We start from the raw sequence: 25,594 nt of genomic DNA, 5'->3' as shown, positions 1-25,594 counted from the left end.
CGTGAGCGAGTCGGACGATCTTCGAGCGCGGGCCGACTCGATTTTCGAGCGCCTGCGTTCCGTCGTGGGCGGTGATGACGGAGGGCAAGAGGCGGCACGAGACCCCGGATCCCCTCCTGCCGAGACCCAGGTGGACGAGGCTTCGACCACCGCCGAGCTAGCCGAGCCGAGCGTCGGCGGCCATGGGGAGGACGGCTCGCTCGGTGACGAGCCGCAGGTCGGCGCCGAGACGTCGGAAGAGGCCTCTGGTGGCGAAGCGGCGCGTTCCGGAGAGGACCCTGGGACGGTCGACATCACAACGCCCGACGGAAGCATCACCGAAAGCTCGGCGGAAGAGCCCTCGGAGGGGGCCGAAGCCACCGCCGGCGCCCAGCCGGATGCTGAGCCGCAGGGGGTCGACCAGTGGGAGCACCCCGGCCCCCGCAGCCACCAACTCCCCCGCCGCCTGGCGATCGCCAACCAAAAGGGCGGGGTCGGCAAGACCACCACGGCTGTCAACCTGGGAGCTGCCCTTGCGGAGCTGGGCTACCGCGTGCTCGTAGTGGACCTCGACCCCCAGGGCAATGCCACGACGGGGCTCGGCATCAACGGTCGCAACCTCGACTCATCCATCTACGACGTGATCCTGCACGACGTCCCTATCGAGGACGTCATCGAGCCGACCAACCTGCGCAACCTGTTCGTGGTGCCGGCGACGATCGACCTCGCCGGCGCCGAAATAGAGCTCGTTCCGGTTTTCAGCCGCGAGCTTCGCCTGCGCCGGGCGCTGGAGAATGTCTCGCAGGACTTCGACTTCGTCCTCATCGACTGCCCGCCATCGCTCGGCCTGCTGACTGTCAACGGTCTGGCGGCCGCCGGTGAGGTCGTCGTGCCTATCCAGTGCGAGTACTACGCTCTGGAAGGGCTCGGTCAGCTCCTTCGCAACGTGTCGCTCGTGCAAGCGAACCTCAACCCTGAGCTGGAGGTCAGCACGATCGTGCTCACCATGTACGACGCCCGAACCCGCCTGGCGGAGCAGGTGGTCGACGAGGTGCGCCAGCACTTCGGGGACATAGTGTGCCGCAACGTGGTGCCGAGGACGGTCCGGCTGTCGGAAGCACCGTCCTTCGGGCAGCCGATCATCGTCTTCGACTCGTCGTCACGAGGGTCGATCGCCTACAGGGAGTTGGCCAAGGAGGTGAGTGGTGGCGCGCCGCAGCGGGTTAGGTAGGGGGCTGGGAGCGCTGATCCCGACCGAGATCTCGGGGGAGAAGGGCTCCGCGCTGCTGGAGGTCCCGGTTTCGTCGATCCGGCCGAACGCCAACCAGCCACGGTCGAATTTCGAGGAGGAATCCCTCGCCGCTCTAACCGCTTCGGTCAGGGAGGTCGGGGTCCTCCAGCCGGTCCTGGTCAGGGCCGTCGGGGAGGATGCATTCGAGCTGATCGCGGGGGAGAGGCGCTGGAGAGCGGCCAAGCGTGCCGGGCTACAGGTGATACCGGCGATAGTGCGGGACGTCACCGACATGCACAGCGTGGAGGCGGCACTGATCGAGAACCTCCACCGCCAGGACCTCAACCCGCTCGAGGAGGCCGGCGCATACCAGCAGCTGATAGAGGACTTCGGGCTCACCCACGAGCAGCTGTCGATCCGGGTAGGCAAGAGCCGGGCGGCTATCACGAATACCTTGAGGCTGTTCCAGCTGCCGCCATCGGTCCAGAAACTGGTGGGCGAGGGGCAGCTGAGCGCGGGTCACGCGAGGGCGTTGCTCGGGACGCCGGACAGATCGTTTCAAGAAGCGCTCGCGCGACGTGCGGTGGCAGAGCAGCTGTCCGTGCGTGCCGTAGAGGATGCAGTCCGGGAACGCAACGAGCTAGGGGCGCCGGCCGCCTCGGAGCGGGCCAAGAAACAGTCGAAGCTCAGGCCTCCGGGGATCCTCGAGCTCGAGGAGCTCCTGTCGAGCCACCTGGACACCCGGGTGAACGTCAACCTGGGCGCCAAGAGGGGCCGCGTGGTGATCGAGTTCGCCACCCTCGAGGATCTCGAGCGGATCTACCGGGCGATGACGGAGGGCCGCAGCTGAAACTGCAGCTCCGGCGAGCCCACCCGCGTCGCGTAGAAGCCCCGAAACCTCGAGTCGCAGCTGAGGCTTCGGGGCTGTATACCTCTTCCACAAGCTGTGGTTAAAGGTGTGGACATCCGGCGAGCGGGCTGGCTACAGCCCGCTGACCAGGTCAAATGTAGGGGTTAAGTTCCTGGAGAAGCTGACCCTTACCCTTGGCGCCGACTATCCGAGCCTGGGGCTCGCCATCCTTGAACAAGATCATGGTAGGGATGCTCATCACCTCGAAGCGGCGGGCCAACTCGAGGTTCTCGTCGATATTGACCTTCGCGACCTGAAGCTTGCCGGCCTGATCCTCCGCGATCTCGGCCAGGATCGGCGCCACCATCTTGCAGGGGCCGCACCACTCGGCCCAGAAGTCGACCAGTACCGGCTCGGTAGCGGACTTGATCTCCTCATCGAATGTCTGGTCGGTGAGGGTTAGCTCCTGATGCGCCACTGTGATTCGCCTTCCTCCTGCGGCTGGGACTTCCGGCCGGCTCAGATGATCCAACGCCCCATACGGACTGTCCATTCCGCGACTTGCGCAAACCGCCAGTGAATCTGCCGGCGGTGGCTATTCGAACTTAGAACATGAGTTGGCATTGGGACGCGGAACATGTACTAAACAACACTGTTAGAGACCAAAATATCATATGATGCCAAGTTCGAGGCCGGAGCCGGCAGGCGAACCCACGAGGCGCGCACGGGCCGAACAGAGGTCAGGCGGGGTGGGCCTCCAGCCAACGCTCGGCGTCGATCGCCGCCATGCACCCGGTCCCGGCCGCCGTGATCGCCTGGCGGTACACGTGGTCCTGGACGTCGCCGCTGGCGAAGACCCCCTCGACGTTGGTCGCCGTGGAACCGTCACGGGTGACCAGGTAGCCGGATTCGTCCATGTCGAGCTGGCCGTTGAACACATCGGTGTTGGGCACGTGGCCGATCGCTACGAAGAGGCCGCTCACCGGCAGGAATGACTCCTCCTGGGTCACGGTGTTGCGAAGCTGCAGCCCCTCCACCTTGGTCTCGCCGGCGATTTCGGTCACGACGGAGTCCCAAAGGAACTTGATCTTCGGGTTCTTGAAGGCCCGGTCCTGCATGATCTTGGAGGCCCGGAGCTCCTTGCGCCGGTGGATCACGGTCACCGTCTCGCCGAACTTGGTGAGGAAGATCGCCTCCTCGAGCGCAGAGTCCCCGCCGCCGACCACCGCGATGTCCTGGCCCCGGAAGAAGAACCCGTCGCAGGTCGCACAGGTCGACACGCCGCGGCTGAGTAGGCGCTGCTCCGACTCCAGGCCGAGCATCAGGGACCTCGCTCCGGTGGAAACGATCACCGCCCGGGAGCGGTACTCCGTCTCCGAGCCGGTCGAGGGATCGGGAGCCCAGACCCGGAAGGGCCTCTCCGACAAGTCCACGCGGCTGACCTTGGTGGTCAGGTAGTCAGCACCGAACCTGGCCGCCTGAGCGCGCATGTTCGCCATCAGCTCCGGGCCGGCCAGGCCTTCGATGAAACCGGGGAAGTTCTCGATGTCGGTGGTGAGCATCAGCTGGCCACCCGGCTGGTCACTCGTAGAGGACGGCTCACCCTCGATGACCAGGGGGTTGAGGTTGGCCCGCGCCGCGTAGATGGCAGCCGTCAGGCCTGCGGGCCCCGACCCGATGATGATCACGTCGCGAACCGGGGCGGTCGGCTGAGCGACGCGCCCTGCGCCCGCCTCCGACGCGGCGGGCTTGGTTCCTGTCTCTGTCATGGATGCTCCTCGGGTGGGCCGAAACGGCGGAACCTCAGGCCTGCTGCCGGGGTCTCCTCCTCCGCCACGCGAACGCCCCAGCGCCCAGGAATATTGCAGCGGCCCCGGCGTCCACCGTCCAGACACGCCGGGCGAGGGGATGCCACGGGAGGTAGACGTCGAGAAGCCGTACGATCCCTATGACTAACAAGAGGAACGCGACGGCGCCGAGCACCCCGGCGACAAGGCCGAACACGAGCCCCCGGGCCGCCCTCGTGACCGGCACGGTGGTCTTGCTCCTGACCACGAGGACCACCGACTCGATACGGTCGGCGATCTCGTCTGGCCAGTCCTTGCCCGTGGTACCGGCTGAGTGCGGCGGCGAACCCGGCGAGTGATCTGGCATAAAACGAGCCTAGCCAGCCCGGTCCCGGACCTCGCACGCCGGCACAGTTCGGACGTCGCGCCGCCGATCGCCGGCACCGCCGGGTTACCCTCGCCGCGTGACACGCCTGATCGCCGCGGTGCTCGCCGGCTGCCTCATCGCCTGCCTCGCCGCGGTGACCCTCGGCGAGTACCCGCTCACAGGTGCGATCCCTTGGCTGGCGTGCGTCATCGTGCCGGCGCTGATCGGCACGGCTATGGCCGCGATCGCCGGGCGGCATCAACGCGCGCTGTGGTTTGCGACCGGTCCGCTCTCGTGCGCTTGCCTGGCATGGGGGGTGGGCATTTCGACCACGTGGGGCCTCGAGCCGCTTCCCTCTGCGGCGTGGGCCGAGATGACAATCGGTCTCGCCTGGCCGATCGTGTGGGCGGCGCTCGGGAACTGGCGACCTGCAGCGGCCGGACGCACGGCAGCAGCCCAACCAGCTCCGGCCCAACCCGCACCGGCCGAACACCCCGCCGCGGGCGGCTCCATCAGCTGAGCAACCGTCGGCTAACTGATAGCCACTTCGGATATGCGCCCCTCGTAGATTCCGCTGGGCAGCGGCGAACCGAGGTCGGTGATCCAGAGCAGCACCCACTCGGCCTTCCGGTCGCCGAGCTTGAACGTCACCCTGCCGGCAGGAATGTCGCTCTTGGCGTCGGTGCTCTGTCCCCACGCGGAGACCGGCTGGCCGGAATCCACCGGTGCCGAGGACACGAACGTCTCTGCTGCCCACCCGCTGCCCGGCGACGTGACGACGAGCGATCGCCCCTGCTCGGGTTGGCTCAGGTGGATCGCAAGCCCGATGCCCGGGTACAGGTTGCCGAACTTAGCGGTGTGGTACTGGTCCGTCGGCCAGTAGGTGGAGGTGTTGCCGTCGAAGATGTTCTCGGCGGCGGAGGCGTTGTCGGGGGGCCGGTCGTTGACCATGAAGACGTTGACGGAGGAGATAGCGATGGTCGATTTGACGGGGGTGCTCGCTCCTGACCCTGCCGGTCTTCGAGCGGGGGATCCGGATGCCGAAAGCAGCGCCGCCGCCGTCACAGCGCCGATCAGCAGCAGCGCGCCAACGACCGTCCCGACGCGCCGCCTCGTCGCCCATCCGGGTTCACGCTGTGGCGGCACCGCGGCGGAGCCGTAAGGATCCGTCGCGGGGCCGCGCAGATCCATCGCAACGGTGCCGTTGTCGGATCCGGTCGCGGTGCCGGCCCGGGTCGCGACGTGCGAAGCGGCCGCGTCGACGCGGTCGCGCGACCGGGCGCTCTTTTCCCGGACGACCGGAGTTGCCGGAAGAGGGGGGAGCGAGTCGATCCTCTGAAGCAGCGCAGGAGCCGAGGGGACCCGGTCAACGGGCTCTTTGGCGAGGAGGTCGTCGTTGAGGCGCTCAACCGCGGGCGGGAGGCCTTTGGTGCGGGTGGAGAGCTTGGGGACGTGGTCGTTGAGGTGGGCGAGCGCCGTGGCCATGTCGGTGGCGCCGGTGTAAGGCGGCTCGCCGGTGAGCATCTCGAACAGGACCACTCCGAGCGAGTACAAATCGGCTCGAGCATCCGGCTCGATCCCGCGTATCTGTTCGGGGCTGAGGTACTTCGGCGTCCCCAGCACGGTCCCTGTCCTGGTCAGGTCGGCGCCGAGACCCTGGCTCGCCTTGGCGATACCGAAGTCGGTGACCTTGACCCGCAACCCACCCCAACCGTCGTCGACGAGGAGGATGTTCGCCGGCTTGATGTCCCTGTGCACCAACCCGGCCTTGTGCGCGGCCGACAACGCGTCGGCTACCTGGCGCGCGATGAAGAACGCGGTTGCCGGCTCGAGAGCGCCGCGACTGCTGAGCCTCTGGCGCAGCGTCTCCCCGCGCACCAGCTCCATCACGATGTAGGGCGTGCCGGCGTCGACGCCGGTGTCGTAGGTCGCCACCACGCACGGGTGTGCAAGGCGCGCCGCGGTGACCGCCTCCCTCCTGAATCGCTCGAGGAAGACGCCGTCGGTCGACAGGTGAGCCTGCAATACCTTCACCGCGACCGGCCGGCTCAGCACCTCGTCGTGCGCCTCCCAGACCTCCGCCATCCCGCCGCGGGCGATCATCGAGGCGAGCCTGTACCTCCCGCCGAGCGTTCGGCCCGCCGTGATCGGGTGGGTTGGGTCGGTGCCGGGCACGGGATCTCAGGCTACCTCCGCGGTGCAACCCTCCTGCAGGCGGGCAGGTGGACGCGAACTGGATCGCCCGCTGTCAGGCGTTGATCCAGGCGACGCCGATCGCGCCGGGTCCGGAGTGGGTGCCGATGACCGGCCCAACGTCACCAACGAGGATCTTGTCCGAGGGCCGGGCCACCCGCAGCATCTCGAGGAACTCGTCCATGTCGGGAGCGTCGGCGCCGAACGCAGCGATGCTCGACACGGTCCCCGCGTCGCGCGCCTTGTCAGCGAGATATCGCAAAGCCTTGCCGCGAGTGCGCTGCTTCGACTCGGGCTGCACCTCGCCGTCGAGCACCTGTATAACCGGCTTGATCGAGAGCAGCGACCCGAGAAGAGCCTGCGCGCCACCGATCCGGCCGCCCTTCTTCAGGTTCTCGAGTGTGTCGATGGCGCCGTACAACTTCATACCGCCGACAGCCGATTCTGCCGCCGCGGCCACCTCGTCGATCGAAGCGCCGGCGGCCGCCTTCCGCGCGGCCTCGATCGCGACGAGTCCCTGACCGAGCGAGACGCTCTCGGAGTCCACCACCCGCACCGGCAACGACCCAGCGATCTCCTGAGCCGCCTGGCGCGCCGCCTGGATCGTCGCGGACATCTTCGAGGAAAGGTTCACGCAGACCACGCCGGAGGCACCACCCGCCGCCATCGCCTCGAACGCCTCCTTGAACTGGCCCGGCGAAGGCGCCGAGGTCTCGGGAAGCCCGTCGAACGACGAGCATCGCGCCCAGAACTCCTTCGTCGACAACTCCACGCGGTCGACGAACTCCTCGGGGCCGAACCTGATCCTGAGCGATACGAGCCCGATCCCGAGTTCGTTGAGGATCTCGTCGGGCAAGTCACATGCTGTGTCGGTGACGACTCGAATGCCGGGCATTGTTCCCCCTCCGGGTCGCGGGCCGGGACGTTCCCGGGTTGAAACGGGTTGAACCTGTTGGACCGACCGGGCGTGTCAAAGGTGACATCGGGATCAGGGAAAAGACAGGGAGGTTCCGCTGCTCGAGTCTCCTAGCCGCGCGGACCGGTTCCGGTCCCGCCGCCGTCGAACCCTGGTGGAGGCTTCTCGAAGAACTCCCGCACCACCGGGTCGTCGACGAGCAGCTCGGGCTCGTCCTCGCCGGGGGCGGGGACCAGGCGCCTCGCACGTCTCCCGTGGCGCAGGTCGCGGCCCCACCACAGCGCCAGCGAGAGAACCGCAAGGATGATCAGGATCACGCCGACTCCCGAGACGGCTGTGCTGCGAACCGTGTTCTGCCGCTTCACGAGCCGCACCCCGCCGCCGGGAGTCCAAAGGGACACATCGAGGGGAAAAACACCCGACGAGCGGGTCTCGACCGGGACTTTCAGCGTGGTGTTCTGCCCGGAGACGACCAGCTCGCACACCTCAGAGGTCGGGGTCGGGACGCGGCACGTTCCACCGGGCGGGGTGAACGGGCGGAAGATGAGGCGCTGGCTGCTCAGCCGCAGCTCGACGTGGGCGCGCAGGCCGCCAGCCGAGAGGATGGTCAGCGGGATCTGGCCCCGCGTCGCCGTCAAGGTGATCGACGAGGAGCGGGGGAGCGTCACCTGTTTCAGCGCGCCGGCGCTCCCGCTGCGCACGGCGTTGAGGATCGCCCTGCGCTGAACCTCGGTGATGTCGGTCGACTCCGCTACCAACAGCGCGTCGGCGAGCTGGGCGGCGGCCTGCTGGTCGGACGCCAGGACGGCCTGGAACACCTGGATCCGCCGGCGCTCATCCCGTATGTCCACGGCGTCCTGGGCCAGCCCGCCACTCGGGGGCGCCAGGCCCTGGCCCGTTGCACCCTGGTTCGACTGCGAACCCCCGGACGATCCGGCCAGGCCCCGCTCGACGGCCGCAGTCTTCACGGCCGAGAAGAGTCCCGAAGCGGTTACCGCCTGCAACAGCGGATGAGCTGCCAGCCCGGCGAGCAACGTGTTCACGAACGCGGGGTCCGCGTTCCAACGATGAGGTGGTACGACGGCCACACCCCGGCGGATCCCCGGTGTCTCCGTCTGGATCATCGCCAGCTCGGCGAGGAGGCGGTCCGCGGCGAGCACCGGACCACCCGAGTCGTTGAAGTCGGATGTGAGCTGCGTGTCCGCCGCGTACACCTCGGGGCCGGTACCTCTGCTCACACCCGTGAGGCGGGTCGGCAAAGCGAACGTCGTCTGGCGAGCGGCGTTCGGAAGGGCGGTCAGGTCGCTGTCGGGCATGATCAGGTGGGTGATGCCCCGCCGCCCGAGCACCGCCCCGACCGCCGACTGGTCGACGGGCCCGTCGAAGACCCACGTCGAACCCGCCGGTGCCGCTCGGAACACCTTCTCGAGTGCCGAAGACCCTGCCTTGAACTGGGCGGTCAGTTCTCCACCGAGACCCGAGCCGATGAGGTCTCCCATCGACACGCGGGCGTACGTGTCTGGGAGGACTTCGTCCACACCGGAGCTTCCGAGAGGCGCCAGCGAAGCTGCTGTCGAGCGGTCCGTCGGTGAGCCGGACTGCAGCACGTCCAACGTCTGTGGTGAGACCGCCAGGCTCAGCGGAACGTCCTGGTGTGCCTGGAACACCCCAACCAGCTGCTGCAGGCGTGACGATTCGGAGGCTGCCACTGGTTGGATCCCGCCATGTGATCCCACCGACGGCTGGGACCGCACCGGTACCACGACCGCGACGTTCAGCTTCGGCAGGCCTGTAGGCGACCCCTGGGCCGACGCGTAGACAAGGAAGGTCGTCAGTGGCCGTCCTTCCGGGACGCCGGCGGCCGTGAACAACTCGACCTGTAACGGGAACACCCCGCTGTCGCCCACGGCGGAGAACGGCGGAAAGGTTCCCGGCCCCTGCGGCGTCGCGGAACCCGACGGGTTGACGGGGATGTCGATGTCGTAGCCACCCCGGGGGTCCGGTTGCAGCTGGCTCAGCGGCATGACCACTGCCGGGTAATGGAAGCCGCCCTGCACGGTGCCCAGGACTGCCGCCTCGAAGTCGCTGCGGGTATGCAGGCGGCTGAAGCCCTGCACCTGGATCTTGTCCGTCGCCACGTCGGCCGCCGTGATCTTGAGGCGCATGTGGAAGTCCTGGCCGGACATTACCCAGGGTGACTGCGCTTCGACGGCGATCGGCTGCGCGATGCTCGACAGGCTCGGCTGCGAGGGGGAGGCGGCGCTCGGCGGGATCGGCGCGGCGGCAGCGAAGGCTATTGCCGCCGCCGCCGCCAGCGCTGCCGCTCGCCCGACCGCCTTCACCTAAGGCCGGCCGACAGGACCGACAACCCGACCGGCTCCTCGCGGAAGCCGGTGGATGTGTAGAGAGAGAGGGCGGCGTCGTTGCCTTCCTGGGTGTTGACCGCCGCGGTAGTCGCGCCGCGCGACGCGAGCCAGCGAAGGCCGTCGAGAAGGAGCCGGCGTCCCGTGCCGGTGCCCTGGTATTCCGGGTGGACGGCGAGGCGCTGCACGAAGCCCCGGGACCCCGACCGGCCGCAGATCGCGTACCCCGTGACAGGCCCGCCCCGCCCGTCAGCGACAGCCATACGGAAACGCACGGCTGGGGTCGCCTTCAGCGAGTCGACCAGACCGGCATCGTCGAGCTGCCAGAAAGGAGGGAAGGCCGCGCGGTCGACCTCGAGAACCTCGCCACGCCGCCGGCGTGGCACCCGCCGGAGGCGCAGCCCCGGCGGCGCCGGCGGCAGGAGGGGCACGAGGTCGATGGTGAGGAGGTGGAGTCGTTGTTCGACGTCGAAGCCCGCGGCGAGGAAACCGGCCTGTTCGAGTGGTGAGAGCGCGGCGGTGACGACACGCTCGTAGCCGCGGTCGGCCAGAGCTCCGAGGCAGCGCTTGACGAAGTCCGCCGACAGGAGCGGTGCGTTGGCCACCGGGGTCAGGTAGGCCACGTGGTCGTCGCCGCGCCAACGACCCGTGCGAGCGCGCTCGCGCCCCCAGCTGATCACGTCGGCAGGCGCTGCTGTCACGGGGCCCCCACGCTACTGCCCATACCGGCCGCAGGGTCGTAGCCTGGCGTGATGGCGCCGGTGCCCGTACTGATCGAGATGCACCCGGCCTGCGCCGAACACGACACGGGAGGCGCCCACCCCGAACGGGCGAGCCGGCTCTCCGCCGTTCATCGCGGACTCGAGGTGGCGCTGGCTTCCGAGGCCGCCGTCGTGGTGACCCCGAGGGACGCGACAAGGGACGAGATCACCAGGGTGCACGACCCCGCGACGGTTGACGCCATAGAGGCGTTCTGCCTCGCCGGGGGCGGCCACATCGACGCGGACACGACGGCCTCGGTCGGATCGTGGAAAGCAGCGCTGGCCGCCGCCGGGGGTGCCCTCGACGCCGTGCAGCGGTTGCGGGCCGGCGAAGCAGATGCCGCGTTCGTCGCGGTGAGGCCCCCTGGTCACCACGCAACACCCGACCAGGCGATGGGGTTCTGCCTGCTCAACAACGTCGCCATCGCCGCCGCCGCTCTCGCGGATGCCGGGGAGAGGGTGCTGATCGTGGATTTCGACGCCCACCACGGCAACGGGACGCAGGACGCCTTCTACTCCGACGACAGGGTCTTGTACGTGTCGCTGCACCAGTCACCGCTGTACCCGGGAACGGGCCGGGTCGCCGAGAGAGGCTCCGGCAACGGCCTGGGGGCGACGGTGAACATCCCGGTCCCCCCCGGGGCTACGGGCGATGTGTACCTGGCCGCACTGGACGAGGTGGTGTTCCCGGTGGCGGAGAGGTTCGCCTCCACCTGGTTGATCATCTCGGCAGGCTTCGACGGGCACCGCGACGACCCGTTGACCGACCTCGGGCTCACGTCGGGCGACTTCTCGGAGTTGACGTCCCGGCTGTGCTCCCTGGCGCCGGCGGGCCGCCGGGTGGCGGTCCTCGAGGGCGGCTACGACCTCGCAGCCCTCGCCGCGTCCACGGAGGCGTGCGTGGCGGCGCTGGCCGGTGAACGCGTGCACCCAGAGGGCGTGACCTCCGGTGGCCCCGGCCGCGGCGTCGTGGAGGCAGCCCGGAGCATCCACGTCGAAGGGCGTTGAAAAGGGAAAAAGACGCCGGTAGCGCGGCGGGCGGTATTTTTCACTCTTAACCCGGGGTCCGGCAATCCCGATAGCCGACTGATGCTGGATTTGCAGGCCGTGCTCACCCATGTGATCGAGGTTGGTGGGTCCGACCTTCACGTAAAGGGCGGCTCTCCGCCGCGGGTGCGGGTCAACGGCGACCTGCGCCCCACCCCGTTCCCTCCCATCGAGCGGACCGAGGTGGAGGAATGCCTGCGCGTGATCATGCCCGTCGACCGGATCGAGGAGTTCCACCGCACTGGGGAGGCAGATTTCTCGGTCTCGGTCGAGGGCATGGGCAGGTTCAGGGGCAACGCCTTCCGCCAGCGGGGGAGCGCCGCGATGGTGCTCCGTCGGGTGCTGCCACAGGCGATGTCCGTGCTGGATCTGGGTCTGCCGCCGATCGTGACCCGGCTGGCCGAGGAGCCTCGCGGGATGGTGCTGGTCACCGGGCCCACGGGTTCCGGCAAGACCACGACCCTTGCGGCGATGATCGACCACATCAACCAGACGCGCTCGGCGAACGTGATCACCATCGAGGACCCGATCGAGATCCTGCACCCCGACAAGCGCTCGGTGGTCTGCCAGCGCGAGATCGGCACCGACACCCGCGACTACGCGCAGGCGATGCGCCGGGTGCTGCGCCAGGACCCCGATGTGATCCTCATCGGTGAAATGCGCGACGTCGAGACCGTCTCCGCGGCGTTGATGGCGGCTGAGACGGGACACCTGGTCCTGTCCACATTGCACACGACCAACGCGACCGAGACGATCAACCGGATCGTCGACTTCTTCCCGCCGTTCCAGCAGCACCAGGTCCGCTTGACCATCGCCGGCGTCCTGCGCGGCGTGATCAGCCAGCGGCTGGTGCCTCACTCCTCGGGTGAGGGCCGGGTGCCCGCCGTCGAGGCGATGGTGGTCACCGGGCGCATCGCCGACCGCATCATCGACCCGAAGGGCGCCGGCGGCGAGACGATCGAAGAGCTGATCGCGGACGGCGAGTACCACGGGATGCAGACATTCGACCAGAGCCTGTTCGGGCTCTTCAAGAGCGGCGAGGTCACGCTGCGGGCCGCGCTGGCCGCGGCCACCAACCCGCACGACCTGCGCGTTGCTTTGCAGGCGGCGGGGCTGCTGGAGACTATGTAGCGCCGGCGCCGCTCTGGCGCTGCGCCCACCAGGCGTCGAGCCGGCGCCCCGCCTCCTCCTCGCCGAGCGGCCCTTCTTCCAGCCGGAGCTCGAGCAAGAACCCCAGGGCCTCACCGACTTCCGGGCCTGGCCGGATGCCAAGGCGCGCCATGACCGCGTTGCCGTCGAGGTCGGGCCGGATCGCCTTCAGCTCCTCTTGGGTCCGTAGCACCGCGATGCGCTCCTCGAGCTCGTCCATGCGCCGTGCCAGCGCCTTCGCCTTGACCGGGTTGCGGGTGGTGCAGTCGCAGCGAGTGAGCTCGTTGAGCTGATCGAGCAGCGGGCCGGCGTCGCGCACGTAGCGTCTCACCGCGCTGTCGGTCCACCCCATGCGGTAGGTATGGAATCGCAGGTGCAGTTCGACGAGGCGGGTCACCGTCTCGACGTCCTCGGCCGAATACCGCAACACCCTCATCCGGTCGCGTGTCATGCGCGCTCCGACGACCTCGTGGTGGTGGAAGGTGACGGTTCCCCTGGGACCAAAAGACCGGGTCTTCGGCTTGCCCACATCGTGGAACAGCGCCGCCAGACGCAGAAGTCGGTCGGGTGAGGTGTTGTCCACGACCGCGATGGTGTGAGCGAGGACATCCTTGTGGCGGTGGATGGGGTCCTGTTCGAGTGCAAGCGAAGGCAGTTCCGGTAGGAATTCCTCGGCCAGGCCGGTGTGCACCAAGAACCACAGGCCCTCGCCGGGTTTCTCGACGACCATGAGCTTGTCTAGCTCGTCTCGGACCCGTTCGTCGGAGACGATGTCCAGCCTCGAACGCATCGTGATGACCGCTTCGACCAGCGCCGGGTCCGGGGCCAATCCGTAACCGGCGATGAACCTCGCGGCGCGAAGCATCCGCAGCGGGTCGTCCGTGAAGGACTCCTCGGGTGACAGAGGCGTGCGGAGACGGCCGGAGGCGAGGTCCCGGACCCCGTCGAACGGGTCGATCAGCTTGAGGTCGGGCAGGGACAGGGCCATGGCGTTGACGGTGAAATCGCGCCGTGAAAGGTCCGCCTCGACGGCATCGGCGAACACGACCGAAGGTTTTCGGCTGTCGCTGCTGTATGCCTCGGCCCGGTGGGTCGTGATCTCCATGTTGCGGCCACCCGCCCGCAAGCCGATCGTGCCGAAGCGCTTCCCTTGGGTCCACACGGCGTCGGCCCAGCCTGCGACTACCGCCTCGGTTTCCTCGGGACGAGCGTCGGTCGTGAAATCCAGGTCACCGCCGTCGTGCAACCTGCCGAGAACGGCGTCACGGACGATCCCGCCGACCAGGTAGAGCCGGTGACCGGCGCCATCGAAGCGCGCCGCGATCTCACGGGTCTCATCGACGAGCGGCTGCAGCCTGTCCGGGATCACGGCGAGCCAGCGTACCGGTAGGTCGAAGCAGCACCCGTGGGGTTCCGTCGGGCGGCTAGTTGCCCTCCTTGCGGGCGCGGATGATCAGCGCCGGCGGCACCAGCGCCACCCCACCGGCGCCGGCGACGACCGGCTCGGGTTCGAGCACCAGGTCGACCCGGTAGCTGGAGCGGTGGAGGCCCATGTAGAGATCGGCGAAGGTGTGGTGGTACGCCGGCGAGCGCACACCGCCGAACGTGGACTCGTAGGGGCGGGTGTCGAAGTACGAGCGCGGTCCCGGTCCGACCACGCCGGAGCCGGCGCCGGCGACCAAGCGCGCCGCAGGGTGCGGCAACGAGAACACCAGCGGCGAGCCGACCTTCAACACCCGGTGCACCTGACGGAACACCCGGTTGAGATCCTCGACGTACCCGAAGGCGAACGCCGAGAACACGAGGTCGATCGTGTCGGCACGCAGGAAGGCGAGGTCGGCCATGTCGCCATGGCGGAGCTCGACGCGCACCTCCTCCGCCTCGCACAAAGCCCTGGCGTATTCGAGCTGCGCGGCGGAGAAGTCGACGCCGATCGCGGTGGCTCCGTGCTTCGCGAACGCGATCGACGTTTGCGCGCCGCCGCACCCGAGTTCGAGGACGCGCTTGCCCTTGAGGTCGCCGAGCAGGCGCAGGTCGGCCTCGGTGGGCAACCCGGGCCCGTAGTGGGCGACGTCTGTCGGAAGCGCGGCGGCCGCCTGGTAGGAGGCGGCGCCGCGGTCCCATGCGGCTGCGATCTCACTCACAGCCGCGGACTCTAGGTGGTCTACGACTCGTCGGGTGATCTACGACTCGCCGGCAGCGAACTCCTCCACCATCCGGTGCGCGACGTCGTCGTGGTACTGCACCGGGGGCGACTTCATGAAGTACGCGGAGGGGCCGAGCAACGCGCCGCCGATGCCGCGGTCGGAGGCGATCTTGGCGCAGCGAAGCGCGTCGATGATCACGCCGGCCGAGTTGGGCGAGTCCCAGACCTCGAGCTTCAGCTCGACGTTCAACGGCACGTCGCCGAAGTTGCGGCCCTCCAGGCGGATGTAGGCCCACTTGCGGTCGTCCAGCCAGGCGACGTGATCGGAAGGGCCGATGTGGACGTCGTCCGCCTCGATGCCGTTGTCCAGCTGGCTGGTGACCGACTGGGTCTTGGAGATCTTCTTGGACTCGAGACGCTCCCGCTCGAGCATGTTCTTGAAGTCCATGTTGCCGCCGACGTTGAGCTGGTACGTCCGGTCGAGCACCAGACCCCTGTCCTCGAACAGGCGGGCGAGGATGCGATGAACGATGGTGGCGCCGACCTGGCTCTTGATGTCGTCGCCGACGATCGGCACACCCGCGTTCGCGAACTTCGCGGCCCACTCGGGGTCGCTCGCGATGAACACGGGGATCGCGTTGACGAAGGCCACCTTCGCCTCGAGGCAGGCGGTGGCGTAGTGCTTCTGTGCCTCTTCCGACCCGACGGGCAGGTACGAGACGAGCACATCAGCCTTGCTCTCGCGAAGTACCGACGCCACGTCCACGGGCTCGACAGGAGACTCCTCGATCGTCTGGCGGTAGTACTTGCCGAGGCCGTCGAACGTCGGGCCGCGCTGGACGGTGATGCCGAGGTCGCCGACCGCTGCGAAACGGATGGTGTTGTTCTGCCCGGAGAAGATGGCCTTGCCAAGATCGAGCCCGACCTTCGCCGCGTCGACGTCGAACGCCGCCACGAACTCGACGTCGCGCACGTGGTAGCCGCCCAGGGTCACGTGCATGAGACCGGGGACCGTGTCGGTGGGATCGGCGTCCCGGTAGTACTCGATGCCCTGCACGAGCGAGCTTGCGCAGTTGCCGACACCGGCGATGGCGACCCGGATCTTGTTGCTCATTGGTTGTTGTCCTCCTGGTTCTTGGAAAAAGACGGGACCGGCGCGGCACCGACCGCCTCTCCACGAGAGAACGAGGCGGCCCTCTCGTTGGCGATCAGTTGTTCGATCCAGGTCAAATCGCGCTCGGCCGAGTCGCGGTCGTGCTCGACGAGGCTGCGCGAGTAGCGGTCGCCCTCACGGAGGGCCTTGACGCGAGCGCGCACTTGGACGAGGCGCTCGAGTAGATGGGCCCGCCGGCGCTCGAGCATCCCCAAGCGCGCGTCGGGCGGCAGGTAGCGGGCGAAGGCGAGCCGAAGGTTGAACACGCGCTCGTCGTCGCTCGATTGGGTCTCGGTGGCGAGCAGTTCCTCGAACAGCGCCTCGCCGCGCTCGGTGATGCCGTAGACCTTCTTGCCCCGGCTGCCGCGCGACCCGGCCTTGCGCGCCCGGAACACCGCCAGCTCCCCGCCGAGCGATCCCGTGAGGGGGATCGGCGCCGCCGGCGACGCCAGCGCGTCCACCGCCTTGACGGCCCCCGCTGCTTCGAGTCGGGCGAGTGCCGGATACAGCGACCCAAACGACACCCCGCTGGCGAACCCGAGCGTCTCCGACAGGCGCTTCTTCAGCTCGTAGCCGTGGAGCTCCTGCTCCTTCAGCAGCCCGAGGATCGCTAGTTCCAGCACGACGGTAACTATAGCAGCTCGATGTATCGTTCCGATATATCGGCGGTAGATAGGTGTACAGGGAGTCCCGCCGCCGGACGCCGCGAACGGTAGGGTGCCTGGGATGATGAGCGCTCGCCCGGACATGCTGCGGGCCGCCGGCGCGGGCTCGCGACTGGCCGGGGAGGTCGACTACACCCTGGCTCGCAACGCCGTCGTGAAGGAGTACCGCAAGGGCAGGCTCTCCCGCCTCGACGTCTGCGACGCGCACCCCGAGCTGCTCCGGGCGGCCATCAATGTCGGCGAGGAGAGCAACGACGACTGCCCCATCTGCGAGGACGCCAAGCTCCGGTTCGTGTCCTACGTCTTCGGGCCGAGGCTTCCCCCGTCGGGCACGTGCGTCACCTCCAACAAAGAGCTGTCGAGGCTCTCCCGGACAGCCCGGGACCTCGCCTGCTACGTCGTCGAGGTTTGCCCTCTTTGCGCGTGGAACCACCTCGCGCGCAGCTTCGCCGTCACTTCCCGCCGCTGATTGGGTAAGAGCCCTCCCGTGCTAACGCGGGAAGGACCGGTGAGCCGCCGCGCTCACGACGAGCCCTCCCACGGCCGGATCTGGAGGTGGCGGAGGTGGCTGTTCGGCGTTGCGCTGCTCTTCTTCGCAATCATCGCCACCGGGCTCTACATGTTCTCGCACCTGAAGCTGCCGGCCCCCAAACCCCTCAAGCAGACGACCCTCATCTACGACGCGTCCGGCACTCACGTCATCGCGTCTTTTTCCCAACAGAACCGGATCAACGTGACCCTGAAGCAGGTCCCACCGGTCGTCGTCAACGCGGTGGTGTCGACCGAGGACCGGCACTTCTTCACGGAGGGCGCCCTCAACCCCATCAGCATCCTGCGGGCCGGGGTCGCCGACGTCACGGGAGGGCACCTCCAGGGCGCCTCGACCATCACGCAGCAGTACGTGAAGCAGGCCTACCTCAACTCGAAGCGGACGGTGACCCGCAAGATCGAGGAAGCACTGCTGGCTATCCGTCTGTCCAGGAGCGAGTCGAAGAAGCAGATCCTGCAGAACTACCTGAACACCATCTACTGGGGACGCGGCGCCTATGGCGTCGAGGCCGCGTCGATGGCCTACTTCGGCAAGCCCGTCCATCAACTGGGACTGCCCGAGGCTTCCTTGCTGGCGGGGCTGATCCGCGAACCCGAGGCGGCCGACCCCGCGCACAGCCCGACGCTGGCCAGGCAGAACCAGGACGACACGTTGAACGCGATGGTCCGCGATCACAAGATCACGAGCCAGCAGGCGGGTGCGGTGAAGGCGATGCCGTTCTCGTCGTACGTGATCCGGCCGACCGCCTCGACGAGTGCCGGAACTGCCGACCCGACCGGTGAGGCCTACTTCATCGCCGCCGTCCGACAAGAGCTGTACCAGAAGTACGGTCGCGCGCTGGTCGACGGGGGAGGTCTGCGGGTCACAACCACGCTCGACCCGGCGATGCAGGCCCAGGCGTACGACGCCGTCTACGGAAAGGGCAGCCCGCTCAGCCCCGCAAAGGGGACACCGTCCGGCGCGCTGGTGTCCGTCGACGACACGGGGGCCGTGAAGGCGCTCGTGGGAGGCCAGGACTACGGCACGTCGACGGTCAACCTGGCGTTGGGCGCCGCAGGGGGCGGCAGCGGCCGCCAGGCGGGTTCCACCTTCAAGGCCTTCATGCTCGCCGAGGTCCTGCGGGAGGGCTACTCCGCCAACTCGGTCTTCCCGGCGCCACCGCAGTACATCGTGCCTCACGGCAACGCCAACGGGACCCCCTGGAAGGTGACGAACTTCGAAGGCGAGACGCCGGCGCCGACCCTGACCCTCGTGGACGCCACCGTGCACTCGATCAACACCGTGTACGCGCAGGTGGTCATGAAGATCGGCGCCGACAAACTCGACTCGATGGCCGAGGCGCTCGGGATCAGTCCCAAGGAGATGGCCGGCGCGTACCCGTCCCAGGTCCTCGGGACCGCCGACGTGTCGCCACTCGAGATGGCGTCCGCGTACGCGACGTTCGCTGACGGGGGTGTGTACCACCGGCCTCTGTTGGTGACGAGGGTGACTACGGCTGGGGGGAAGTCGTTGCCGTTGCCGGTCCAGCCGCAGAGCAGCGTGGTGCTGACCCCCGCGCAGGCGGCGCAGATGGACTACGTGTTGCAGCAGGTGGTGCAGCGGGGTACGGGCGTCGCGGCAGGTCACCTCCCGTTCCCGGTAGCGGGGAAGACCGGGACGACGGAGAACTCGGCCGACGCCTGGTTCATCGGGTACACGCCGAAGCTCACCACCGCGGTCTGGATGGGCTACGCCAGCGGCGACAAGCCAATGGGGTACGTGCAGGGCGGCACCATCCCGGCCGGGTTGTGGCACGACTACATGAAGTCCCTCCTGACCTCCATGCCGAAGTACGGGGGGCCGTTCCCGGCAGCGCCGGCCCTTACCGGGAAGATGCTCACGCCGCCGTCGGCGTCGTCGTTGTTGTATCCGGGTGAGACCGCACCCCCCGTGTCGTCCGGGCCCGGGTCGCAGACCTCGACCACGTCCGCGCCGAGCGTGACCAACCCGCCCACACCGAGCACCTCTCCGCCTCCACCCACTACGTCGCCTCCGACGACATCACCGCCTACGACTTCACCGCCTACGACGCAACCCACGACCAGTACCACCGCGCCGTCCGGCGGATAGAGTTGGAGAGGTCTCGGGACGAGAACCCGCCGGCAGCCGCGAGGCGCTGGACGGAAAAGGAGGTAGCTCTATGGCCCCTACGCACACCGCGCCTTCTGTTCGCGCGCGGAAGGGAAGCGGTGACCCGCTCGTGATGGTGACCGCCTACGACGCCCCCTCGGCGCGGGTGGCCGACGCCGCGGGTGTCGATCTGATCCTCGTCGGTGACTCGGTCGCCATGGTGGTGCTCGGCTACGAGGACACCCTGCAGGTGACGGTTGATGACATGGCGCACCACGTCGCCGCCGTGTCCCGCGCGCGGCCGGCGCCCATGGTCGTGGCGGACATGCCGTGGATGAGCTACCACACAACTGTCGGCGAAGCGGTCGTCAACGCTGCGTCCCTGGTGCGCGCCGGCGCCCAGGCGGTGAAGCTCGAAGGCGGCGCCAAGAGGGCGCCCGTGATCTCGGCGATCATCGACGCGGAGATCCCGGTGATGGGCCATCTCGGGCTGACGCCGCAGTCGTTCCACGCGATGGGCGGCTTCAGGGTGCAGGGGAAGGACCTCGACGCTGCCCGCATGCTGGTACAAGATGCGCGCGCTCTCGAGGACGCCGGGTGCTTCGCCGTGGTGCTGGAGGGGATCCCGGACGTCGTCGCCCAGTTGATCACCGACTCGCTCTCGATCCCCACGATCGGCATCGGCGCCGGCATCCACTGCGACGGTCAGGTCCTGGTGTTCCACGACGTTCTCGGCCTGGACGACCGGCCGGCGCCGAAGTTCGTCCGCCGCTACGCGTCCTTGAAGTCCGATGCCGTCGCCGGCTTGCGCGAGTGGGCCGAGGACGTGCGCAGCGGCCGGTTCCCGTCGGATGCGGAGACCTACCATCTTGGCGGCGGCCTCGCCGGCGAGGTCGCGGCGGAGCTGGCGCCGGTCATCTCGCTTTACTGATCGGGCGCCGGCGGGCGGTCGGTCGGGGCGCCGGCGGGCGGTCGGTCGGTCGGGGCGCCGGCGGGCGGTCGGGGTCACAAGCGGACAGGGTTCGGAGCAACCGATACATGAGGACGCGGACTCTGTCCACTTGCTCCACTTGAGGCGTACCCCAAGGGGACAGGGTTGGACCGTCCCCCACCTGCCTCAACGAACTCTGTCCGCTTGCGGCGCTTGCGGCGCTCGCACCGCTTGCACCCCGAGGCCCAGGCCGGACGGTCAGGCCGAGCACGAACCCCCGAGGTGCAGAACCGACCCCGGCCCGATGCCGAGTGAGCCCAGCTTGCCCTGCGGGACTTCCAGCGCCAGCTGGTACGGGACCCCCGGCCCGTAGGTCGGGCATATCGATTGGGTCGTGGGGCAGGGCTTCATGTCCACCGACACCAGGTAACCCCCGTCTGCCCCGAACCAGGCGACGGTGAGCGGGATCAGCGTGTCCTTCATGTAGAAGTTGGTCTCGGCCGGGTGGGAGAAGCGGAAAGCCATGCCGGCGAAGCCGTGCAGGGACGTCTGGCCCATCAGACCGACGGACTGCTGCGCGCTCGTCGACGCCACCAGAACGCATGCGCCGGAGGGCGCGTGGAGCCCGTAGCCGGGGGTCACGGCCAGCCGTGCGGTCGCGAAGCCCGGCAACCCCTGCGCGCTAAGGCGGCCGTCGGGAGCGAGCAGGTAGGGGTTCGCCGGCCGCTTGGCACCGACGATCAGGAATGCAACGACGCCGAGGGCGACGAGCGCCCATGCCGCGCGCCGCAGCACGCGGACCAAACCTTCGGGCGGGTCACCGAGCAGTTGCTGGTCGGCAGGCACGGCTCATTGTCACATGGCCGCGCGAGGATGCGCCCATCACTTAGTCGTCCCGCAGCCGCCTTGCTGTTTCACGGAGGCTGCCGGGACCGGTATCGCAAGCGTCGAGTACCATGCCATGTCTTCACAACAAGACCCTGCTCCGGATCGTCCGGGGCCCCGAGCCGAAGGCCGGGTCCATAGGGAGGTGGTGAGCCGCGATGCGGCACTACGAAGTCATGGTCATCCTCGACGCCGGCCTGGAAGAGGACGCCATCCGGGAAGTCGTCGACCGAGCCACCCAGGCCATCACCAGCAACGGTGGCACGGTGGACAAGGTGGACCGCTGGGGTAAGCGGCGCTTCGCGTACGAAGTGCACCACCGCAGCGAGGGCTACTACGTGCTGGTCGAGGCCAAGGCCGAGCCAGCGGCAGTCGACAGTGTGGACCGGATGCTCGGACTCGCAGACGAAGTGATCCGCCACAAGGTGATCCGTCTGCCGGAGAAGGCAGCGGGCAAGGTCTCAACGACCCCCGCCACCACGGCCGGCCCCGACGGCGCACCGGCGGAAGCCAACGCGAACGGAGCGAACTAGCCATGTCCAACGGAAACCATGTGAGCATCGTCGGGAACCTGACCCGCGACCCGGAGCTGCGTTTCACGCCGTCCGGTCAGGCCACCGCCACCTTCGGCGTCGCCGTCAACCGCCGGTGGCAGAACCGGCAGAACCAGGAGTGGGAGGAGGCGACGTCCTTCTTCGACGTCGTCTGCTGGGGACAGCTCGCGGAGAACGCTGCCCAGTCGTTGTCCAAGGGCGCCCGGGTGCTCGTAAACGGACGCCTCGACCAGCGCAGCTGGGAGACGGCCGAGCGGGAGAAGCGTTCGAAGATCGAGATCACGGCTGACGAGGTGGCGCCGAGCTTGCGCTGGGCGACGGTGAGCATCACCAAGAACGAGCGCCGCGCGCCGGACGGGGGAGGCCAGAGCTACGGCGGCGGTGGACGCCAGGTGTCCAACGAAGCGCCGACCGAGTACCACTACGAAGAGGAGCCCTTCTAAGCGATGGCCCGCAACAACGATCGGGACCGCGGCGCCAAGCGGACCCTCAAGGACACGCGCCCGCGCGGCAAGAAGAAGGTCTGTGTCTTCTGCAAGGACCACGCCCCATGGGTGGACTACAAGGACGTCAACCTGCTGCGTCGTTTCATGAGCGACAGGGGCAAGATCAGGGCTCGGCGTGTCACCGGGAACTGCGCCCAACACCAGCGGGATGTCCAAGTGGCCATCAAGACCGCGCGCGAACTCGCGCTGCTTCCGTACACGCAGCGCACGGTCAACGAGCGGGGGCCCGGCAGGCCCCCGCGCGGCCGCCGCGAGGACGCTCTCGGACCCGAAGGAGTCGAGACTGAAGGTATGGAGGACGGGCTCGTGCTCGACGACGGAAAGGACGTCGGCGAAGAGGGCGAGAACACCGAGGCCGCCGAGATGGCAGAGAGCGAGGTATAGGTGCGCGTCGTACTCAGGACGGATCTCGACCATGTCGGCAAGCGCGGAGACATCGTCGACGTAGCCGACGGCTACGCCCGCAACTACCTGCTACCAAAGGGTCACGCCATCGCGGCGACGGCCGGTGTCACCGCCCAGGCGGCCGCCATGCGCAAAGCCCGCGACCTCAAAGATGCACGAGACCGTGAGTCTGCGGAGGTCGTGGCGCGCACCCTCGTGCCGATGGTCATCCGGATCCCCGCCAAGGCAGGATCCGGCGGCAGGCTCTTCGGCTCGGTCACCTCGGCCGACATCGCCGAGGCCGTTTCCCACCAGGCCAAGGTCAATCTCGACCGCCGGCGCCTGCAACTCGACGAGCCGATCAAGTCCACCGGCACGCACGAGGTTCAGGTGAAGCTGCACTCCGACGTCGAGTTCCGGATCACGGTCGAGGTAGTCGCAGGCTAATCGCCCCGTTCTGAGGCCCCCGGAGAACTGTCGGATCCTTACATCCTGGCCATGTTGGCGAAGCGGGTGTGGTGGTCCAAGAAGGCCAGCTGGCATTTGCCGGTGGGACCGTTGCGGTGCTTGGCGACGATCACCTCAGCTGTGCCGCGGTCCGCGGAGTCGGGGTTGTACATCTCATCCCTGTAGAGGAACATGACGACGTCGGCGTCTTGCTCCAGGGACCCACTTTCCCTCAGGTCGGCAAGAATGGGCCGCTTGTCGGCACGCATCTCCAGGTTCCGGGAGAGCTGCGACAGGGCAACCACGGGCACCTCGAGCTCTCGGGCGAGCACCTTCAGACCGCGGCTGATGGACGAGACCTCGATCTGCCGGTTCTCGGCCGAGGTTCGCCCCGACATCAGCTGGAGGTAGTCGACGATGATCAGTCCCAGCCGGCCCTCACGGGCTTTCAGGCGCCTCGCCTTGGCCCGGATCTCCATGACGGTGAGGTTCGGGTTGTCGTCGATGAACAGCGGCGCGTCGCTCAACCTCGCGACTGCCTGGCTGATCTTGGGCCAGTCGCTGTCGGTGAGCCGGCCGTTGCGGATCCGGCCCGAGTCCACCCGTGCCTCGGAGACCAGGAGTCGCTGGGTGATCTCCTCGTGGCCCATCTCGAGCGAGAAGATCAAGGTCGGTATCCGCGCCTCGACCGCGGCATGCGCTGCCATGCCCAAAGCGAATGCCGTGTTGTGCGTCGGGATCATTGATTTGCCGGCCAAATACAGGTGGGATGGCGAGTCGACCGTTATGCATTTGACGGGCACCGAGTCGACGGGGCGAATCGCAGTCACCGTGCGACGGCTCGCCTTGCCGAACCGAGGGTGAGACCCGAAGCGGCGCAATCGCTCGGCCTTGCGCTCCATGCGGAACACGGGATCGAGGGGAGTCCACGTGAATCGCCAGGCGACCGCAGTCCGACCGTCCGCTAGAGGGATCCGCTTCTCCTTGATCTGCCCGGGCTTGTGGCCGAGCGAGCACACCAGCTCCCGCATCTGCTCACACAGGTGACGATTCGCCAGACACAATTCGGCTCCACCCTGAGAACTGGCATACCCATCGGTGTCCAGGACGCCCTGCAGCAAGGAGAGGCGCTGCTTGAACGACGACCGCAGATAAACCTCGGGGATGTGCTTGATCGAACCACCCAGGAGGTTCAGTTCCTGCAGTTCCCTGGCCAGCACCCGCTTCTCGCCTCGGTACCCCTGCCAGGCCCCCTGACCCGGTACCGGGGTCGTCGCATATTCGATCCCTCCTCGATGGACGAGGGGATAACCGGCAACGGCGAACTGGGCTTCGAAATGAGCAACGTCCTCATTGCCGATGGTCATCCCGGTTCCAGCCGTGCGGCCGCCTCCGAGCCAGCACCCCAGCACGTAGGGATCGACCGGCAGATCCTGCTCGGCCAGTTCCAACGGGGCGCTCAACGGTAGGTACCATCGCGGACAGCCGTCGTCAGTACGGACGCCCTCGTCGAGCATCTGTTGCGTCGTGACGACCCTGGGCAACTTCCATCTCGAGCTCTGATCTCGCGCAAGGCTCGGGCGCAAGGGACCGGGGCGGCCCGAAAGGCGGTGCCTTTCCCTCGCTGACTTCCAGGCCGGAAGGTCGTATGCAAACCATTGATGCTCGGCGTCGGCTACCAGGCTCGACCCGTCATCGAACTCGACGCTGTAACACGAACGCTGTTCATAGATGGGCGAGATGTAAGAAACGGAGCACGGGACACCGGACTCGTCGAACACCTGATCCCCGACCTGGACCGCACCCATCGTCGTCCAGCCGCCAGGAGTCGGGATGAGCGTGTCCAATGCGAGCGCCTTACCCATGGCGGGCCTGGCCCCTACGATCACCAACGACGACGGCTGCAACCCGTAAAGCCTCTCGTCCAAGTCGACGTATCCCGTCGGGACACCGGTGATCGACTCGCCTCGCGTGTACAGGCTCTCGAGCCGGTCCAGGCTCGCCATGAGCAGGCTCTGCAGCGGCTTGAGCGTGTCGGTCACCCGGCGCTCCGCAATGTCGAACACCATCGCCTCGGCCTGGTCGACCGCGGCCGTGACGTCCTCGGGAACGCTGTAGCCCATCTCAGCGATCTCGCCGGCGACCGCTATCAGCCTCCGCAACAGGGCGTGCTCCTCGACGATCTGCGCGTAGCGGCTCGCGTTCGTCGTCGCCGGGGTGTCCGCCTGCAACGACACCAGCGCCGCGAGACCGCCCGCCGCCTCCAGCAGCCCAGCGCGCCCGAGCTCGTCGGCGACGGTCACGGGGTCCGCGGGCTCTCCACGGCTGTAAAGCGTCGTGACTGCATCGAAGATGTGGGCGTGCGCCGGCTTGTAGAAGTCGTCGTTGCCGCAGAACTCCACCGCGGCGGCGATCGCATCGCGGGAAAGGAGCATCGCTCCTAGCAGCGACTGCTCCGCGTCGAGGTTGTGTGGTGGAACTCTCGGCGATTGCCTCGACCGCCGGCGAGCTTCGTCGATCGCCTGAACCATGGAGCGCCTACCTAACTACGGCCGGTCTGTGGGCTTCCAGACCCAAAACCCTGTGGATTCGACGGGGACAACTTCCCGGTTGCGTGGATA

Annotated in this window: 24 protein-coding genes and 1 pseudogene; 12 read left to right on the top strand and 13 right to left on the bottom strand. The window is 68.0% G+C overall.

All coding sequences use genetic code 11. The features are described from left to right. Position 1 precedes the first annotated feature (1 nt). The gene (locus VNF71_04110) at positions 2 to 1,210 is read left to right on the top strand and encodes an AAA family ATPase (protein ID HVA73729.1); all 1,209 of its coding nucleotides are present in this window, start codon (positions 2 to 4) and stop codon (positions 1,208 to 1,210) included. After that, positions 1,185 to 2,060, top strand: a complete 876-nt coding sequence (locus tag VNF71_04105; protein HVA73728.1) for a ParB/RepB/Spo0J family partition protein — start codon at positions 1,185 to 1,187, stop codon at positions 2,058 to 2,060. Before VNF71_04110 ends, VNF71_04105 begins: the two co-directional genes overlap by 26 nt. 151 nt (positions 2,061 to 2,211) lie before the next feature. Here VNF71_04105 and trxA read toward each other — a convergent pair whose 3' ends face one another. The 3 genes from trxA to VNF71_04090 all read right to left on the bottom strand — a co-directional run bounded on the left by trxA (position 2,212) and on the right by VNF71_04090 (position 4,214). Next, on the bottom strand, positions 2,212 to 2,538 hold the full coding sequence (trxA, locus tag VNF71_04100; protein HVA73727.1) for a thioredoxin: 327 nt from the start codon (positions 2,536 to 2,538) through the stop codon (positions 2,212 to 2,214). A 262-nt stretch (positions 2,539 to 2,800) separates the two neighbouring features. Then, entirely contained in the window at positions 2,801 to 3,829 is a 1,029-nt protein-coding gene (gene trxB / locus VNF71_04095) for a thioredoxin-disulfide reductase (GenBank protein HVA73726.1), read from the bottom strand. 34 nt (positions 3,830 to 3,863) lie between these two features. Next, positions 3,864 to 4,214: a phage holin family protein gene (locus VNF71_04090; GenBank protein HVA73725.1), complete on the bottom strand. Its 351-nt coding sequence runs from the start codon at positions 4,212 to 4,214 to the stop codon at positions 3,864 to 3,866. Between the two features lie 97 nt (positions 4,215 to 4,311). On the opposite strand from VNF71_04090, the gene VNF71_04085 reads away from it, so the two are divergent. Beyond that, positions 4,312 to 4,734, top strand: coding sequence for a hypothetical protein (locus VNF71_04085; protein HVA73724.1), 423 nt, complete (start codon positions 4,312 to 4,314; stop codon positions 4,732 to 4,734). An 11-nt stretch (positions 4,735 to 4,745) separates the two neighbouring features. Here the strand turns inward: VNF71_04085 and VNF71_04080 are convergent, their stop codons facing one another. The 4 genes from VNF71_04080 to VNF71_04065 all read right to left on the bottom strand — a co-directional run bounded on the left by VNF71_04080 (position 4,746) and on the right by VNF71_04065 (position 10,387). Continuing rightward, complete coding sequence (locus VNF71_04080) at positions 4,746 to 6,389, bottom strand: protein kinase (protein HVA73723.1); 1,644 nt, start codon at positions 6,387 to 6,389, stop codon at positions 4,746 to 4,748. 73 nt (positions 6,390 to 6,462) lie between these two features. Beyond that, complete coding sequence (locus VNF71_04075) at positions 6,463 to 7,302, bottom strand: DegV family protein (protein HVA73722.1); 840 nt, start codon at positions 7,300 to 7,302, stop codon at positions 6,463 to 6,465. Positions 7,303 to 7,433: 131 nt separating this feature from the next. Continuing rightward, positions 7,434 to 9,665: a DUF6049 family protein gene (locus tag VNF71_04070; protein HVA73721.1), complete on the bottom strand. Its 2,232-nt coding sequence runs from the start codon at positions 9,663 to 9,665 to the stop codon at positions 7,434 to 7,436. Further along, complete coding sequence (locus VNF71_04065; protein ID HVA73720.1) at positions 9,662 to 10,387, bottom strand: GNAT family N-acetyltransferase; 726 nt, start codon at positions 10,385 to 10,387, stop codon at positions 9,662 to 9,664. The genes VNF71_04070 and VNF71_04065 overlap by 4 nt, the downstream gene beginning before the upstream one ends. 51 nt (positions 10,388 to 10,438) lie before the next feature. Between VNF71_04065 and VNF71_04060 the strand changes: the two genes are divergently transcribed. Both VNF71_04060 and VNF71_04055 read left to right on the top strand, forming a co-directional pair. Then, complete coding sequence (locus VNF71_04060) at positions 10,439 to 11,455, top strand: histone deacetylase (protein HVA73719.1); 1,017 nt, start codon at positions 10,439 to 10,441, stop codon at positions 11,453 to 11,455. Positions 11,456 to 11,536: 81 nt separating this feature from the next. Next, a complete protein-coding gene (locus tag VNF71_04055; GenBank protein ID HVA73718.1) occupies positions 11,537 to 12,625 on the top strand; it encodes a PilT/PilU family type 4a pilus ATPase in 1,089 nt (362 codons plus the stop codon). Here the strand turns inward: VNF71_04055 and VNF71_04050 are convergent. From VNF71_04050 to VNF71_04035, 4 genes are read right to left on the bottom strand one after another with little or no spacing between them, the layout of a single operon-like run. Then, positions 12,618 to 14,012: a CCA tRNA nucleotidyltransferase gene (locus VNF71_04050; GenBank protein HVA73717.1), complete on the bottom strand. Its 1,395-nt coding sequence runs from the start codon at positions 14,010 to 14,012 to the stop codon at positions 12,618 to 12,620. The genes VNF71_04055 and VNF71_04050 overlap by 8 nt on opposite strands. A gap of 55 nt (positions 14,013 to 14,067) precedes the next feature. Beyond that, the gene (locus VNF71_04045; GenBank protein HVA73716.1) at positions 14,068 to 14,787 is read right to left on the bottom strand and encodes a class I SAM-dependent methyltransferase; all 720 of its coding nucleotides are present in this window, start codon (positions 14,785 to 14,787) and stop codon (positions 14,068 to 14,070) included. Between the two features lie 39 nt (positions 14,788 to 14,826). Next, complete coding sequence (locus tag VNF71_04040; GenBank protein HVA73715.1) at positions 14,827 to 15,903, bottom strand: inositol-3-phosphate synthase; 1,077 nt, start codon at positions 15,901 to 15,903, stop codon at positions 14,827 to 14,829. After that, a complete protein-coding gene (locus tag VNF71_04035) occupies positions 15,900 to 16,565 on the bottom strand; it encodes a PadR family transcriptional regulator (GenBank protein ID HVA73714.1) in 666 nt (221 codons plus the stop codon). Before VNF71_04035 ends, VNF71_04040 begins: the two co-directional genes overlap by 4 nt. A gap of 106 nt (positions 16,566 to 16,671) precedes the next feature. Between VNF71_04035 and VNF71_04030 the strand changes: the two genes are divergently transcribed. The 3 genes from VNF71_04030 to panB all read left to right on the top strand — a co-directional run bounded on the left by VNF71_04030 (position 16,672) and on the right by panB (position 20,197). Continuing rightward, positions 16,672 to 17,076, top strand: a complete 405-nt coding sequence (locus tag VNF71_04030) for a DUF5318 family protein (protein HVA73713.1) — start codon at positions 16,672 to 16,674, stop codon at positions 17,074 to 17,076. A gap of 39 nt (positions 17,077 to 17,115) precedes the next feature. Continuing rightward, a complete protein-coding gene (locus tag VNF71_04025; protein ID HVA73712.1) occupies positions 17,116 to 19,266 on the top strand; it encodes a transglycosylase domain-containing protein in 2,151 nt (716 codons plus the stop codon). 70 nt (positions 19,267 to 19,336) lie between these two features. Beyond that, a complete protein-coding gene (gene panB / locus VNF71_04020; GenBank protein HVA73711.1) occupies positions 19,337 to 20,197 on the top strand; it encodes a 3-methyl-2-oxobutanoate hydroxymethyltransferase in 861 nt (286 codons plus the stop codon). 258 nt (positions 20,198 to 20,455) lie between these two features. On the opposite strand, the gene VNF71_04015 is transcribed toward panB, so the two are convergent. Continuing rightward, complete coding sequence (locus tag VNF71_04015; protein ID HVA73710.1) at positions 20,456 to 21,043, bottom strand: DUF192 domain-containing protein; 588 nt, start codon at positions 21,041 to 21,043, stop codon at positions 20,456 to 20,458. A gap of 197 nt (positions 21,044 to 21,240) precedes the next feature. Between VNF71_04015 and rpsF the strand changes: the two genes are divergently transcribed. The 4 genes and pseudogenes from rpsF to rplI all read left to right on the top strand — a co-directional run bounded on the left by rpsF (position 21,241) and on the right by rplI (position 22,973). Next, positions 21,241 to 21,615 carry a 30S ribosomal protein S6 gene (gene rpsF / locus VNF71_04010; protein ID HVA73709.1) on the top strand — a complete coding sequence of 125 codons (375 nt, stop codon included), beginning with the start codon at positions 21,241 to 21,243 and terminating at the stop codon, positions 21,613 to 21,615. Positions 21,616 to 21,635: 20 nt separating this feature from the next. Next, positions 21,636 to 22,079, top strand: coding sequence for a single-stranded DNA-binding protein (gene ssb / locus VNF71_04005; GenBank protein HVA73708.1), 444 nt, complete (start codon positions 21,636 to 21,638; stop codon positions 22,077 to 22,079). 3 nt (positions 22,080 to 22,082) lie between these two features. Next, positions 22,083 to 22,340, top strand: a pseudogene (rpsR, locus tag VNF71_04000) (30S ribosomal protein S18). A gap of 186 nt (positions 22,341 to 22,526) precedes the next feature. Then, positions 22,527 to 22,973 (top strand): 50S ribosomal protein L9, encoded by a 447-nt coding sequence (rplI, locus tag VNF71_03995; protein HVA73707.1) that lies wholly within the window; start codon positions 22,527 to 22,529, stop codon positions 22,971 to 22,973. Between the two features lie 38 nt (positions 22,974 to 23,011). Here the strand turns inward: rplI and dnaB are convergent, their stop codons facing one another. Next, positions 23,012 to 25,504, bottom strand: coding sequence for a replicative DNA helicase (gene dnaB / locus VNF71_03990; protein ID HVA73706.1), 2,493 nt, complete (start codon positions 25,502 to 25,504; stop codon positions 23,012 to 23,014). Positions 25,505 to 25,594 lie beyond the last annotated feature (90 nt).

The sequence above is a fragment of the Acidimicrobiales bacterium genome (assembly GCA_035533095.1).
In the GTDB taxonomy this organism is placed as follows: domain Bacteria; phylum Actinomycetota; class Acidimicrobiia; order Acidimicrobiales; family Palsa-688; genus DATLUM01.
The sequence above is the reverse complement of the archived record's forward strand: the minus strand, read 5'-3'. Positions and strand labels throughout refer to the sequence as shown.

Bases quoted from the DNA above. Each gene is read 5' to 3' on its own strand.
- trxB (HVA73726.1), bottom strand. From the start codon at position 3,829: ATGACAGAGACAGGAACCAAGCCCGCCGCGTCGGAGGCGGGCGCAGGG.
- VNF71_04090 (HVA73725.1), bottom strand. From the start codon at position 4,214: ATGCCAGATCACTCGCCGGGTTCGCCGCCGCACTCAGCCGGTACCACG.
- VNF71_04075 (HVA73722.1), bottom strand. From the start codon at position 7,302: ATGCCCGGCATTCGAGTCGTCACCGACACAGCATGTGACTTGCCCGAC.
- VNF71_04060 (HVA73719.1), top strand. From the start codon at position 10,439: ATGGCGCCGGTGCCCGTACTGATCGAGATGCACCCGGCCTGCGCCGAA.
- VNF71_04055 (HVA73718.1), top strand. From the start codon at position 11,537: ATGCTGGATTTGCAGGCCGTGCTCACCCATGTGATCGAGGTTGGTGGG.
- VNF71_04040 (HVA73715.1), bottom strand. From the start codon at position 15,903: ATGAGCAACAAGATCCGGGTCGCCATCGCCGGTGTCGGCAACTGCGCA.
- VNF71_04030 (HVA73713.1), top strand. From the start codon at position 16,672: ATGAGCGCTCGCCCGGACATGCTGCGGGCCGCCGGCGCGGGCTCGCGA.
- panB (HVA73711.1), top strand. From the start codon at position 19,337: ATGGCCCCTACGCACACCGCGCCTTCTGTTCGCGCGCGGAAGGGAAGC.
- rpsF (HVA73709.1), top strand. From the start codon at position 21,241: ATGCGGCACTACGAAGTCATGGTCATCCTCGACGCCGGCCTGGAAGAG.
- dnaB (HVA73706.1), bottom strand. From the start codon at position 25,504: ATGGTTCAGGCGATCGACGAAGCTCGCCGGCGGTCGAGGCAATCGCCG.